We start from the raw sequence: 13,481 nt of genomic DNA on the forward strand, positions 1-13,481 counted from the left end.
CGCGGCCCGCCCCGCCGCGAGCCCGGCGAGGACGAGGCCCACCCGCCCGCGCACGGGAGGCCGGCTCACGGCGCGTCGGCCCCGACCGGCGGCACGGGCTGGGTGTCCTCGCCCGTCCCGTACGCGCCGGAGCTGTCCGCCGCCTCGGCGCGCAGCGCCAGCACGGTGCTGGCCTGTCCGGCCGCCGTCCCGACGTTGTCCACCGTGGAGATCGTCGAGGCCAGCTCGGGGTCGTCGCGCAGCGCGCCGATCAGGCCGCCCTCCCGCGCCGAGGCCGCGTCGCCGGCGACGACGACACCGGAGCCGCGGTCGTCCAGCGCGGTGACCAGCTCGATGAGGGTCTCGTTGCGGTCGTCGGCGTTGGCTCCGGTGAACTCGCCGGCGGTGAGGACCACGACGAGGTCGGCAGGGGCGACCGAGTCGCTGTCGGTCCGCAGCACGTCCAGGGCGGCCAGCCCGGCGAGGACCGACGAGGCGGCAGCCGGGTCGGGGGCCGGGCCGGGGGCCGGGTCGGCCGGCGTCTCGGCGGCCGGGTCGGCCGGCGGCACCAGCAGCACCTGGGCCAGCAGCGAGCCGACCAGCTGTCCCGCGTCGTCCACCTCGGGCAGCGTGATCCCGGCCGGGAGCCCCGAGCCGGTGACGTAGCTCTGCAGGCTCGACTCCGTGGAGGGGTCGGAGTAGGCGGGGGCGAGGGAGATCTGGCCGGCGACGGTGCCGCCGCCCTGCCTGATCAGCGAGCCGACCTGCTCGACGTCGTCGGTGGCGACCTCCTCGCTGGCGAGGACGAGCAGGACGCTGCGGTCGGTCAGCGTGCCCTCGACCAGGGCCGGGGCCACGGCCTCGGCGAACTCCTCGGTGGTGTCCAGCTGCCCCTGCAGGGTGCGGGTCTCGTCCTCCAGCGACCGCTTGTCCTGCTCGAGGGCGGACACCTGCCGCTCGAGGTCGTCGAGGATCGGCCCGTTGAGCTGGGTGGTGCCGACGACGATCCCGAGCGCGACCGCCAGGAACACGGCGATCAACGAGACCAGGTGATAGCGGAAGTCGATCACGTGAAGAGGTTCTCCAGCCAGAACACGAAGCTGTTCCATTGGTCGAGCAGCAGGTCCATGTAGACCCGTCCGGCAGCCGACACCGCGAGGGTGGAGCCGATGGCGATGAACGCCGCGAGCACGAGGACCACCAGGGCGGTGGTGGAGATGCGGCTGCGGTAGAGCCGGCTGACGCCCTTGGCGTCGACCAGCTTCCCGCCCAGGCGGAGGCGGGTGAGGAACGTGGAGGCCATGCCGCCGCGCCCCTTGTCCAGGAACTCGACGAGGGTCGCGTGCGTGCCGACCGCGACGATGAGCTTGGCGCCCTTCTCGTCGGCCAGCAGCATCGCGATGTCCTCGCTGGTGGCGGCCGCCGGGAAGGTGATGGCCTCGACCCCGAGCTCCTGCACCCGCGGCAGGCCGGGTGCGCGGCCGTCGGGGTAGGCGTGGACCACGACCTCCGCGCCCGAGGTGAGCGAGCCGTCGCTCACCGAGTCCATGTCGCCGACGATCATGTCGGGCTGGTAGCCGGCCTCGATGAGCGCGTCGGCGCCGCCGTCCACCCCGATCAGGACGGGCCGGTAGTCGCGGATGTAGGACCGCAGCGCGTGCAGGTCCTCCTTGTAGTCGTAGCCCCGGACGACGATGAGGACGTGCCGGCCGTCGATCTGCGTGGCGACGTCGGGGACGCCGACCCCGTCGAGCAGCAGCGCGCGCTCGCGCTTCATGTACTCCATCGTGTTGGCGGCGAACGCCTCGAGCTGGGTCGACAGCCCGGCGCGCGCCTCGGCCATGGAGGCGGCCACGCTGTCGGCGTCCTGCGCCACACCCTCGGCGACGACGGTGCCGTCCTCGGCCAGGAGCCGGTCGTCGTCGATCCGGACCTGGGCGCCCTCCTTGAGCGAGGCGAACACCTCGCGCCCCACCCCGTCCAGCAGCGGGATGCCCGCCTTCACCAGGATCTCGGGGCCGAGGTTCGGATAGCGCCCGGAGATGCTCGGTGCGGCGTTGACCACCCCGGCGACCTTGCACGCGACCAGCGCGTCGGCGCTCACGCGGTCGATGTCCACGTGGTCGATGACGGCGATGTCGCCGGGGCGCAGCCGCTTGGTGAGGTTCTTCGTGCGACGGTCCAGTCGCGCAGTTCCGGTCACGCCGGGACCGGAGGCCGGGGCGCGGCCACGTCCGAGGGTGCCGATGCGCATGACCTGGATGATCCCACGCAGGTCCGACGGCTCGGCCCTGCGACGCGCGACGCGCGACCTCCCGGTCACGCAGCGTGCGCGACACCGGGTGCGACCCGACACGCCCGCGTCGCCGCCGCCGTGTCTCCAGCGGGATCGTTACCGACTCGTGACTAGCGTTGCGGCTGTGACTGGAGTGGCCCGCGCGATGCCCCGAACCGACCCCCTTCCCGCTGCCCCGGAGCAGCCGCAGACCGAGCCGCCGGCTCCGGTCCCCGCCCCGCTGATCAGGGCGTTCCCGGCCGACGGCGTCGACGCGGACGCCCCTGCGCGCTCGGCTGCCCCGCCGCCGTCCCGTACCTCCCCGGCGTCCACCGGCCGTGCCCCCGCCGGTGCCTCCGAGGGCGGCACGTCGCCGTCCGGGGAGGCGGGTCGCGCGGCGCGCGCTCCGGGTCGACGTGAGCAGCGTTACCAGGAGACACGGGCCCGGATCGTCGACGCGGCGGCCGAACTGTTCGCCGAGCGCGGCTTCGACGCGGTCAGCGTGGTCGAGATCGCCAAGCGCGCCGGAGTGGTCGAGAAGACCGTCTTCAACCACTTCCCGATGAAGGAGGGGCTGGTCTTCGACGCCGACCCGCCCATGCGGACGGCGCTGCTCGAGGCGGTCCGCAAGCGCCCGCCGGGCGAGTCGGTGTCGGCCGCCGCCGGCAGCTTCGTCGTGGCGGCCGTCGGCCTGCTCGGCACCCCGGAGGCGGCCGACGGCGTGGCCCGCATGGCGCGGGTGATCCGTGGCAGCCGCACGCTGCAGGTGCGGGAGCGGGAGATCCTCGGCGAGCTCACCGATGCGCTGGCCGCGCTCATCGCCGAGGAGACCAGGGCCTGGCCAGGGCAGGTGGAGCCGTGGCTGGCCGCGCACGCCGTCCTCGGGCTGTACGCGTCGCTGCTGGAGCTGGCCCGGGACCGCGTGCTGGCCGGCGTGTCCGGGCCGGAACTCGCGGGCGAGCTGCGCCGGCAGGGCCGCCGCGGGCTCGCGCTGCTGCAGTTCGGGCTCGCCGGCTACGCCAAGCGGAGGTAGCCGGTCGCGGGGGCGGTCACGCGGGGAGCTGGAGCGCCCGCAGCAGCTGGTCGGCCCGGTCCCCGCGGATGTCGGGGTTCCGGGTGAACAGAGCGACGGCGACCATGTACTCGTCGTCGCCCACCCAGCCGTGCCCGGCGGCACAGAGCCGGCGGATGTGCTCGAGCACCTTCGGCTCGCTGCTGTAGGGGCCGAAGTCCAGGCCCATGGCCAGGAAGTTCGCGACCCGGTAGCCGTGGTCCTCGGCCGTGCGCACGGTGATCTCCGGGTCGGAGTAGCTCGGCACCGCGGTGATCACGTTGTCGTAGTCGGACTTCAGCAGCTGCAGGACCAGGTCGTTGCCGAACACCCCGCCCCAGAGCTCGGGCATGAGGATGTCCCGGTCGGGCGCGGGGATGTAGGGCGGGTTCGAGATGACGGTCGCGACGCGCGGGCCGGCGGCGGAGTCGGCCTGGTCGAAGAAGTCCCCGAGCTCGACGGTGTAGCGGTCGGCCACGCCCCGGGCGCTGATGTTCGCCCGAGCCTGCTCGATCGAGGGAGCGCTGATGTCGAAGCTGCGCACCCGGAGGTCGGGCAGTCCGGCGACGACCTCGGCGATGGCGGTCGCGTCACCGGTGCCGAGCTCGACCACGCCCTCCTCCTGCCAGCCGAGCGGGTCGCGGTAGTGCTCCAGGAGCATGCACACCGAGAATCCGTAGTGCGCCGATTCGTCGGCGGAGGAGAAGCACGTCACCGGGCCCCCCTACCCCGGTGCTGATCACGGCAAGCACCGATCACCCGTCAGGGGCGGCGCGCCTCCGCCGCGACGGCCAGCAGCTCGCGCGCGTGCGCCTGGCCGGTGTCGCTGTCGGCCAGCCCGGAGAGCATGCGAGCCAGTTCCCGGACCCGGTCCTCGTCCTCGACCGCCCGGATGTCGGTGGCGGTCACCCCGGCGCCGGTGTCCGGGGACTTGTCGACGACGACGTGGGTGTCGGCGTAGGCCGCGACCTGCGCCAGGTGGGTGACCACCACGACCTGGTGCCGGCGGGCCAGCCGGGCCAGCCGCCGGCCGATCTCGCCGGCGGCCTGCCCGCCCACGCCGGCGTCCACCTCGTCGAAGACCATGACCGGCACCGGGTCGGCGCCGGCGAACACCACCTCGATGGCCAGCATGACCCGGGAGAGCTCGCCGCCGGAGGCGCCCTTGTGCACCGGCCGCGGCGGTGCGCCCGGGTGCGCGGCGAGCAGCAAGGTCACCTGGTCGATGCCCTCGGGCCCCGGATCGTCCGGGTCGCTCTCGACGGCGAACGACACGCGGGCGGACTTCATGGCCAGCCCGGCCAGCTCCTCGCCGACCTCGGCGGCGAACCCGTCGGCCGCGGCCCGCCGGCCGGCGGAGATCTCGGCGCCGAGCCGGTCGACCTCGGCACGCGCGGCGTCCCGGTCGGCGGCCAGCCGGTCCAGCGCCTCGTCGGACACGTCGAGCTCGGCCAGCCGCTGCGCCGCGTCGGCGGCCCACGCGAGGACGCCCTGCAGCCCCTCCCCCGGGTCGGCGTACTTGCGGACCAGCCCGGTGAGGGCGGCCCGGCGGTCGAGCACCTCGGCGAGGCGGGCGGGGTCGGCGTCGAGGTCGGCCACGTAGCCGGCGAGCTGCCCGGCGACGTCGGAGACCACGGCGACGGCGTCGCCGAGGTCCTGGGCCAGCATCACCAGGGCGGGGTCGTCGGATCCGGCCAGCGCCCGCTCCGCGATGGCGAGGGCGGCGGTCGCGTCCTGCGGGGCGTCCTGCCCGCCGAGGTCGCCGGTGACGTCGCCGATCAGGGCCAGCCGTGCCTCGTCGGCGGCGGCGCGCAGCGCGTCGGCGTCGGCCAGTCGCCTGGCCTGGGTGTCGAGCTGCTCGTCCTCGCCCGGCTCGGGCGCGACCGCCTCGATCTCCTCCAGCCCGTGCCGGAGGACGTCGGCGGCCTGGGCCAGCTCGCGGGCCTGGGACCGGCGGCGGTCGAGCTCGGCGGAGGCGGCGCGCCAGCGCTCGTATGCCTCGCGGTAGCCGTCGAGCAGGGCCAGGTGGGCCGGTCCCGCGTACCGATCGAGGGCCCGCCGCTGCTCGGCGGGGCGGGACAGCCGCAGCTGGTCGGTCTGGCCGTGCACGGCGAGCACGCTCTCGGCCAGCTCCGCGACGACGCCGACCGGCACCGCGCGGCCGCCGAGGTAGGCCCGGGAGCGGCCCTCGGCGCTCACCGTCCGCGCCAGGATGAGGCTGCCGTCCTCGTCGGCGTCGGCTCCCGCGTCGTTGGCCCGTTCCCAGACCGGTGACCCCGGCGGGAGGGAGAGCCGGCCCTCGACCCCGGCGCGCCCGTTCGCCCGCACCCGGCCCGGGTCGGCCCGGCCACCGAACAGCAGGGTCAGGCCGGTGACGACCATGGTCTTGCCGGCGCCGGTCTCGCCGGTGACGACGGTGAGGCCCTCGCCCAGTTCCAGCGTGACGTCGTCGATGGCGCCGAGCCCGCGGATGCGCAGCTCGGTGAGGGCTCCCGCCGACGCACCGCAGGAGAGTCCCTCAGCCGGCACCGGTCACGTCCCCTGCCGCGGAGGCGACGGCGTCCTCGGCGACGACGTCCCGGGCGAGCACGTCCCGGCTGGTGGTCAGCTCGTGGCCCGGGCCGGCGTGCCGCGCGTCGCGGAAGCCCCGCACGGGCAGGCCGAACTTGGCCACGAGCCGGTCGCCGAAGGTCGCCGGGTGCACCCGGGCGATGCGCACGGGGCGTACCGCGCGGCGCACGTCCACCCGTCCGCCGTCGGGGACGTCGACGGTGCGCCGGCCGTCGGCGGAGATCCGCGCCTGGTTGCCGTCGGCCGGGATCGTCACGGTGAGGACCGAGTCCGGGCCGGTGACCAGCGGCCGGGCGAAGAGGGCGTGCGCGTTGCTGGGGACGAGCAGCAGCGCCTCGACGTCGGGCCAGACGACGGGGCCGCCGGCGGAGAAGGCGTAGGCGGTGGAACCGGTGGGCGTCGCGCACAGCACGCCGTCGCACCCGAAGCTGGTCAGCGGCCGGCCGTCGATGGAGATGACGACGTCGAGGACGCGAGAGCGCTCGGCCTTCTCGACGGACACCTCGTTGAGCGCCCAGGTGGCGCCGACGACGGTGCCCTGCGCGTCGAGGACGTCGACCTCGATGGCGAGGCGTTCCTCCACCGAGTACTCGCACTGCTCGATCGCCTGCAGGGTCTCCTCGACCGCCTCGGGCTCGGTCTCGGCGAGGAAGCCGACCCGGCCGAGGTTCACGCCCATGAGCGCGGCGTCGCTGTAGCGGGCCAGCTCCGCGGCGCGCAGGAACGTGCCGTCGCCGCCGAAGGCCATGACGATCTCGGCGTCCTGGGCGGCTGCGGAGTCCGCTGTCACGACCTCGGCGGCCGGGATGTCGAGCAGTTCGGCCTCGTCCTCGAGCACCCTGACCACGATGCCGGCGGTCTGCAGCCGCGCGGCCGAGGTGCGGGCCAGCAGGACGATGTCCTGGCGGCCGGTGTGCACCGTCAGCAGGACGCGGCGGGACCGCGGGGTGGCCGTGGCCTCGCTGTTCGAACTCACTGGGGTCCCTCCTGGACTGCTCGACGGACGTCGTCCTCCTGCGGCGGGCCGGCGTCTCGACGCAGCCAGAGGAAGAACTCCACGTTCCCAGCCGGACCCGGCAGGGGGCTGGCCACCACTCCGGCAGTGCCCCACCCGAGGGCGGCCGCCGCCGTGGCGACGTCCAGCACCGCCGCGACCCGGTGCTCCGCATCGCGGACGACGCCCCCGGAGCCCAGCCGCTCACGCCCCACCTCGAACTGCGGCTTCACCATCGGGAGCAGGTCGGCTCCAGGGGTGGCGCACGAGGTCAGGGCGGGCAGGACGAGGCGCAGGGAGATGAAGGAGAGGTCGGCCACGACGAGGTCCACCGGCCCGTCGATCGCCTCGGGCGTCAGCGTCCGGACGTTGGTGCGTTCGTGGACCCGCACCCTGTCGTCGGTCCTCAACGACCAGGCCAGCTCCCCGTACCCGACGTCCACCGCGACGACCTCGGCGGCGCCGCGGCGCAGCAGCACCTCGGTGAAGCCGCCGGTGGAGGCGCCGGCGTCGAGCGCGCGCCGGCCCTCGACCGGCACGCCGAAGGCGTCCAGCGCGCCGAGCAGCTTGTGCGCGCCGCGGGAGACCCAGGTGGGCTGGTCCTCGTCGGTGCGGACCACCACGGGGTCACCGGCATCCACGCCGGTGGCGGCCTTGGTCGCGGCGCGACCGGAGACGGCGACCCGGCCGTCGGCGATGAGCGCGACGGCGTGCTCGCGCGAACGGGCCAGCCCCCGACGCACCAGCTCGGCGTCGAGCCTGCGACGCGCCATCAGAGCTGGTCGATCGTGCCGAGCTCGCGCTGCAGCCGCTCGTGCTCGGCCTCGTAGACCTCGACGTGTTCGCTCACCGGCCGCTGCTCGAGGTCGCCGAACCTGTCGGCTGCGGGTGTCTCCGGCCCGGCCGTCGCGGGGGCGTCCGGGCGCGGCGGGCCGGGAACGGGTCGCTGCGTGCCCGACTCGCTCATCTCGTCCCGCCTCTCGCGCGCTCGTGGCCTCCACCGGCGAGGCCACGGCCGGCGCCGGGAGCGCGGCCGCGGTGCCGGTCGGACACCGTCGGAGTTCGGGTCGAGGTTACCGGTCACCGCCGGCGGGCACGTCGCGCGGAGCGCAGGCGCTAGCGTCGTGCGCCCGACCACCCCGACGTCGCGAGGAGAACCACCCGGTGGCCACGCTGGACGAATCCCTGACCGCCATCCGAGGCATCTTGGGGGACCTCGCCTCGAATCCGGCCGCGGCCGGGCTGGACCGGACGCTGTCCTGCCGGCTCACCGACCTGGACCAGGTCGTCATGGGGCGGCTCGCCGCCGGAACCGTCCACGACGTCCACGTGCTGCCCCACGGCCCGGAGGTTCCCAAGGCCGACATCCGGCTCACGATGTCCAGTGACGACCTGGTGGCCCTGACGTCGGGGCAGCTGTCGTTCGGCCCGGCGTGGGCCTCGGGCCGGGTCAAGCTCGAGGCCGGGCTCCGCGACCTGCTGCGCCTGCGCAAGCTGCTCTGAGCCGGGCGCTCACAGCAGCCCCCACTCCCCCAGCACCACCCTGGCGCTCTCCCCACCAGCCACCGGGCGGGCGGCGGTGCCGCCGTCGGCCAGGGTCCAGCCGGCGACGCAGAGGGCCCGCAACCAGTCCAGTCCGTCGGATGCAGTCGGCGGGTGCTCACCGTCCTCGGAGATCTCCTCGAGCAGCATCCCGCCGGCCTCGGTCGGTCCCGCCACCCACGAGCCGCACCGCCAGCCTCGCGCCGTCGGCAGTACCGGCGGGTGGGATGCGAGCACCCCGGCGGCGTCGTGCGCGAGGTGGTCGGGACGGTGCCGCGGACCGGCGGCGAGGAGCGTCCCCGGGTCGGTGACGCCCGAGAGCACCAGCAGGCTGGCCGCACCGGCGCGCTGAGCACCTTCGATGTCGGTGTCCAGCCGGTCCCCGACCACCAGTGGCGCCTCGGCCCCGGTGCGAAGGACGCACTCGGCGTGCATGGCCGGATCCGGCTTGCCGGTCACCAGCGGCGGCTGCCCGGTGACGGCGCTGACCACACCGACGAGTGCCCCGTTGCCCGGCAGGGGTCCGCGCGGCGAGGGGACCGTCGCGTCGGCGTTGGTCGCCACGTGCCGGGCGCCCTCGCGCACCGCGACGACGGCCTCCGCGAGCTGAGCCCAGCCCACCTCGCGCCCGTAGCCCTGCACGACCGCGCCGGGTCGGTCCTCCGCCCGGTGCACGACGGTCAGGCCGGCGGCGGACAGCGCAGCGGCGACCCCTGGGCCGCCGACGGCGAGCACGCGGCCGGCCGGACCGAGGAGTTCGGCCACCACCGTCGCGGCGGACTGCGAGCTGGTGATGACGTCGGCCGGATCGGCGGGGACCCCGATCTCGGTGAGGTGGGCCGCGACCTCGTCCGGGGTGCGCGAGGCGTTGTTGGTGACGAACCCCAGCCGCATGCCGGCGTGCCGGACCTCGCGCAGCGCGTCCGGCACCCCCGGGACGGCGGCCGGGCCGACGTAGACCACGCCGTCGAGGTCGAGCAGGGCGACGTCGTAGCGCTCGACCAGCGGCTCCGGCGAGCCCGCGGCCAGCGACGGCCGTTCGGGCACCCCGTGCTCGCCGTCGCGGATGCCCGCCGTGGCCATGCTGTGCTCCCTCGTTCCGTCGTTCCCGTGGGCCTCGCCCGCGGTGCGGTGCTCCTGCCGCTCCTACGATTCGGGAGTGTCCCCCTCGCCGGCGCGTCCCCGCCCGTCCGATCCTGCGGCAGGACTGGACGTCCGGCCCTTCCGGGCGCTGACCTACCGCCGGCACGATCCCGCGCACCTGGCCCGGGTGAGCTCGCCGGCATACGACCTGGTCACCCCGGCCGACCGGGAGCGCCTGTCGCGGGCCGATCCGCACAACATCGTCCGCCTCATCCTCCCGCGCGCGGAACGAGCCGACAGCGAGCCGGCGCCAACCGGCGACGGCGCCGGGTCCTGGGCGACCGACGCGGCGGCGACGCTGCGCCGGTGGGAGCGCGACCAGGTGCTCGTCCGCGACGCCACCCCCGCCCTGTGGGCCTACGAGCTGCAGCCGTCCGGTGGCGAGGCGGCGACGACGGTGGGCTGGCTCGGGGCCGTCGGCCTCCCAGGCCCTACCTCCACCGCCGTGCTGCCGCACGAGGACACCTTCCCGGTGGCGGTGGAGGGGCGCCGCGCACTGCTGGCCGAGACCCGCACCGACCTCGAGCCGATCGTGCTGGCCCACGATCCGGACGACGAGGTGGCCGCGCTGACCGACCGGGCACGCACCGCGCCGCCGACGATGGAGGTGCTCGACGACGACGGCGTGCGCCACCGCCTGTGGCGGGTGGCCGACCCGGACGTGCTCGGCCGGCTGACGACCGCGCTCCGCCGGACCGGCGCGGTGATCGCCGACGGTCACCACCGGTTCGCCGCGGCGAAGGCGCACCAGCGCACCGACCCGGGGTGCCCGGGCTGCGACGCCGTGCTCGCGCTGGTGACCCCGATGGGGCTCGGAGGTCTGCGGGTGGCAGCGATCCACCGCGTGGTGCCCGACCTCGATCTCGACGCGGCCGTCCGGGAGGCGGCCGCCGGGTTCGTCGTCCGGGAGCTGCCCGAAACCGGTGACGGTATGGCCGCCGCCGAGGTGCACGCCTGGCTGGACCGGCCGGGGGTGTCGGGTTTCCTCGTCAGCGACGGCCGCCGCCTGGTGCACCTGGACGACCCGACGGCGGCGGTCCGCGCTCTCGTGCCGCCGGAGGCGCCGGCGGCGTGGCGGGGCCTGGACGTGGTGCTCGCGCACGCCGGCCTGGTTCGTGGCGTGTGGCGCCGCTCCGACGAGCCGGGCTCGATCGTCATCGCGCACACCGTGGAGGACGCGCTCCGGGGCGCCGTCGAGCGCTCCGGTGTCGCGTTGTTTCTGCGCCCGCCCTCGCCGGGCGACGTCGCAGCCGTCGCCCGGGCCGGTGCCAGGATGCCTCGGAAGTCGACCCTGTTCGTGCCCAAGCCCCGCACCGGGCTCGTGCTCCGCCCGCTGGACGACTGAGCCGGCGCTCACGCGGTCCGCTCGGCAGCCGTCGTGGTCGACCGCGGGACCTTGCGGCCCCGCCGGCAGTTGACCTCGCACACCGACGCGGTGCCCGAGCCGGTGCGCCAGAAGCGGCGCTGCAGAGCCCCTTCGACCTCGACGACGTCCCCGGGCTGCCACGCCGCCGCCCGCCGTTGGAGACCGCGGTCGTAGGTGATGCAGGCCAGCACGTCGACGGACTGGTTCCCCGCACGCGGTTCGGGCCGGCGGACCACCAGGCGGAACGACACCAGCGTGTCACCGCTGGGGAGGGTGCGGACCTCGGCCGGTGCGGACAACCGCCCGCGCAGCACGACGTCGTTGCGATCGATCACAGCCACGCTCATGGACCGAGCCTGGTGCGCGACCGGGCGGCCGCCCACCGCCGCGCGTCATCTGTGGACGCGGATCCCGGATGTGGACGGCCGACTCTGCAGGGTCAGTCGTCCGTGCCCGGATGCCTGTCCGCCGGGGCGGCTGCGTCGTCGTCGGCCTCGCCGAGCAGTTCGGCGACCTCTGCCTCCACCTCGTCCTGGAAGGAGCGACCGGTGCTGGACGGCTCGTCGGCATCGGTCGGATCGGCCTCGACCTCGCTGACCGCGGCCGCCGCGCCCTCGGCCACGTCCTCGCCCTCGGCCACGTCCTCGCCCTCGGCCTCGTCCTGGACCTCGACCTCTTCGAGCTCGGTGAACTCGACCGAGTTCGCGAACGCCTCGGGGTCCAGCGCGGCGACGGCGTCGTGCCACCGCTGCGCCAGCTGCTCCTCACCCTGCGCGTGCAGGAGGTCGGCGTAGGCGGCCGCGAAGCGCAGCTGGACGGCATCGCCCTCGGCCAGGGCGTCCGGTGAGGGGCGACCGCCGAGCGCGGCTTCGAGGACGAGCCGCGCGGCGGCGTCCTCGCCCAGATCGCGCCGCGCGCCGGCTTCGACCAGTCGCAGCTCGGCCGTCTCCTCCTCGTCGGGAGAGCCGGCCAGGGCCTCCCCCACGAGGCGCAGAGCCACCTCCGGACGTCCGAGCGCGCGCTCGCAGTCGGCCAGCACGGCGCGGTATGCCTCGTCACCGCTCATCCGCCGGTAGGCGCGCAGCTCTCGCGCCGCCTCGGCGTAGTCCTCGGCGTGGTAGGCCGCGACGCCGACGGCCTCGCGCACGACCGCGACCCGCGAGGCCCGGTCGCGAGCGGCACGGGCGTGCAGCAACGCCGTCTGCGGGTCGTCGTCGACGAGCGTGCCCGCAGCGACCAGGTGTGCGGCCACCCGCTCCACGTTGCGTGGGTCGAGGCCGCGCAGAGCCGAACGGACGGCGGGATCGAGGTCGCGCGGATCCACCCACTCCGGGATCTCCGGACCGGCCGGCAGCGGCGGACGCCGCTCGGACTGCTCGTACGGCCTTGACGGCCGCTGGTCCCCGCCGCGCCTGTGGTCCGAGGGACGGCGCTCGCGCCAGTTGCCAGGACCGCCCTCTCCGGTGCGACCAGCGCCGCTGCCACGCGGACGGTCCGAGGGCGCCCGGCGATCCTGCCGGTCAGCACGTCGGGGACGGTCGGCGGCACCACGCTCCTGGCCCTGCGGCCGGTCGCCGACGGGGCGCCGCTCCCGCCAGTCTCGCTGCGGGCGGTCACCCTGGGGACGCGCGCCTCGGGGCCCGTCGCCGGCGGGACGCCGGTCCTGCCAGCTCCGCTGCGGGCGGTCCCCCGGAGGCCGGCCGCCCTGCGTCCGGTCGCCTCGCGGTCGCTCACCCTGCGACCGGTCACCTGGAGGACGACGGTCCCGCATCTCGCCCGGCCTGGACCCCTCACGCTGGGCACCACCCGACGAAGGACGACGCTCCTGCCACCCCCCGCGCGACCCGCCGCCGGTCGGCCGGCGATCGCCGGCTTCCCCTCGGGGGCCCCGGTCAGCGAACGGGCGCCCCCGCTGCGAACCGGCGCGATCGTTCCGTGACGCACCACCGCCGCGCCCCTGCGAGGCCGACGGACCCGAGGAACGACCCCCGTCACGGCGGCGGTCGTTCCGTGCGCCCCCCTCACCCGACGGACGGGCGCCTCCGCCCTTGCCGCGCTCGGCGAAGTAGCGGGCGTCGCGGTCGCTGAGCGGCCGGGCGGGCCGGTCGGCGTCACCGGAGCCGCCACGTCCTCCGGCACCCGTCCGCGGGGCGGCCGGCCGGCCGGACGCGCCAGCCGGACGCTGGGCGCGGGCGCCGGGGCGGCCGGAACTCGAACCGGGGCGACCGCCGGAGCCGCGCGGCCCGTCGGAACCGCGTCGCGGAGTCGTCATCTGCAGGAACTACCTCATCGAAGGACGGCGCCCGCGCTGGAGCGGCCGAAAGTGTGCATGGAAAAAGCGAACGAGGGTCAGAGCGCGTGCGCTCTGACCCCCGTTCGTGAATGGTTGTCCGGCGGCGTCCTACTCTCCCACCCCGTCTCCAGGGCAGTACCATCGGCGCTGAGAGGCTTAGCTTCCGGGTTCGGAATGTTGCCGGGCGTTTCCCTCTCGCCATGGCCGCCGTAACTCTGTGAACATGTCGAACCAGGTGCTGGTTCGTGCGTTCAGAACCGCACAGTG

Annotated in this window: 13 protein-coding genes and 1 rRNA gene; 3 read left to right on the top strand and 11 right to left on the bottom strand. The window is 75.4% G+C overall.

The annotated features are described in order from the left end of the window. Window positions 1-65: 65 nt before the first annotated feature. Window positions 66-1,049: a copper transporter gene (locus tag A6V29_RS06395; protein WP_137159535.1), complete on the bottom strand. Its 984-nt coding sequence runs from the start codon at window positions 1,047-1,049 to the stop codon at window positions 66-68. Next, window positions 1,046-2,182 carry a putative cytokinetic ring protein SteA gene (gene steA / locus A6V29_RS06400; protein ID WP_249933058.1) on the bottom strand — a complete coding sequence of 379 codons (1,137 nt, stop codon included), beginning with the start codon at window positions 2,180-2,182 and terminating at the stop codon, window positions 1,046-1,048. The genes A6V29_RS06395 and steA overlap by 4 nt, the downstream gene beginning before the upstream one ends. A 238-nt stretch (window positions 2,183-2,420) precedes the next feature. On the opposite strand from steA, the gene A6V29_RS06405 reads away from it, so the two are divergent. Further along, a complete protein-coding gene (locus A6V29_RS06405; RefSeq protein WP_249933059.1) occupies window positions 2,421-3,287 on the top strand; it encodes a TetR/AcrR family transcriptional regulator in 867 nt (288 codons plus the stop codon). Between the two features lie 16 nt (window positions 3,288-3,303). Here A6V29_RS06405 and A6V29_RS06410 read toward each other — a convergent pair whose 3' ends face one another. The 5 genes from A6V29_RS06410 to A6V29_RS06430 all read right to left on the bottom strand — a co-directional run bounded on the left by A6V29_RS06410 (window position 3,304) and on the right by A6V29_RS06430 (window position 7,837). Then, window positions 3,304-3,966, bottom strand: a complete 663-nt coding sequence (locus tag A6V29_RS06410; RefSeq protein WP_249933061.1) for a class I SAM-dependent methyltransferase — start codon at window positions 3,964-3,966, stop codon at window positions 3,304-3,306. Between the two features lie 101 nt (window positions 3,967-4,067). Next, complete coding sequence (gene recN, locus A6V29_RS06415) at window positions 4,068-5,834, bottom strand: DNA repair protein RecN (RefSeq protein ID WP_137159539.1); 1,767 nt, start codon at window positions 5,832-5,834, stop codon at window positions 4,068-4,070. After that, window positions 5,824-6,852, bottom strand: coding sequence for an NAD kinase (locus tag A6V29_RS06420; protein WP_137159540.1), 1,029 nt, complete (start codon window positions 6,850-6,852; stop codon window positions 5,824-5,826). Before A6V29_RS06420 ends, recN begins: the two co-directional genes overlap by 11 nt. Beyond that, a complete protein-coding gene (locus A6V29_RS06425) occupies window positions 6,849-7,643 on the bottom strand; it encodes a TlyA family RNA methyltransferase (RefSeq protein ID WP_137159541.1) in 795 nt (264 codons plus the stop codon). The genes A6V29_RS06420 and A6V29_RS06425 overlap by 4 nt, the downstream gene beginning before the upstream one ends. Next, a complete protein-coding gene (locus tag A6V29_RS06430; protein WP_137159542.1) occupies window positions 7,643-7,837 on the bottom strand; it encodes a hypothetical protein in 195 nt (64 codons plus the stop codon). The genes A6V29_RS06425 and A6V29_RS06430 overlap by 1 nt, the downstream gene beginning before the upstream one ends. A gap of 197 nt (window positions 7,838-8,034) precedes the next feature. On the opposite strand from A6V29_RS06430, the gene A6V29_RS06435 reads away from it, so the two are divergent. After that, window positions 8,035-8,373: an alkyl sulfatase C-terminal domain-containing protein gene (locus tag A6V29_RS06435; RefSeq protein WP_137159543.1), complete on the top strand. Its 339-nt coding sequence runs from the start codon at window positions 8,035-8,037 to the stop codon at window positions 8,371-8,373. 9 nt (window positions 8,374-8,382) lie between these two features. Here the strand turns inward: A6V29_RS06435 and A6V29_RS06440 are convergent, their stop codons facing one another. Then, entirely contained in the window at window positions 8,383-9,495 is a 1,113-nt protein-coding gene (locus A6V29_RS06440; RefSeq protein WP_137159544.1) for an HAD-IIA family hydrolase, read from the bottom strand. Window positions 9,496-9,571: 76 nt separating this feature from the next. Here A6V29_RS06440 and A6V29_RS06445 point away from each other — a divergent pair, with 76 nt between their 5' ends. After that, window positions 9,572-10,900, top strand: a complete 1,329-nt coding sequence (locus A6V29_RS06445) for a DUF1015 domain-containing protein (protein ID WP_249933060.1) — start codon at window positions 9,572-9,574, stop codon at window positions 10,898-10,900. A gap of 8 nt (window positions 10,901-10,908) precedes the next feature. On the opposite strand, the gene A6V29_RS06450 is transcribed toward A6V29_RS06445, so the two are convergent. The 3 genes from A6V29_RS06450 to rrf form a co-directional block, all read right to left on the bottom strand. Then, a complete protein-coding gene (locus tag A6V29_RS06450) occupies window positions 10,909-11,268 on the bottom strand; it encodes a single-stranded DNA-binding protein (protein WP_137159545.1) in 360 nt (119 codons plus the stop codon). Between the two features lie 92 nt (window positions 11,269-11,360). Beyond that, a complete protein-coding gene (locus A6V29_RS20675) occupies window positions 11,361-12,173 on the bottom strand; it encodes a hypothetical protein (protein WP_212719053.1) in 813 nt (270 codons plus the stop codon). A 1,136-nt stretch (window positions 12,174-13,309) separates the two neighbouring features. Beyond that, a 5S ribosomal RNA gene (gene rrf / locus A6V29_RS06460) occupies window positions 13,310-13,426 on the bottom strand. Window positions 13,427-13,481 lie beyond the last annotated feature (55 nt).

It is taken from the genome of Blastococcus sp. CCUG 61487 (assembly GCF_005222955.1).
Taxonomy (GTDB): Bacteria; Actinomycetota; Actinomycetes; order Mycobacteriales; family Geodermatophilaceae; genus Blastococcus.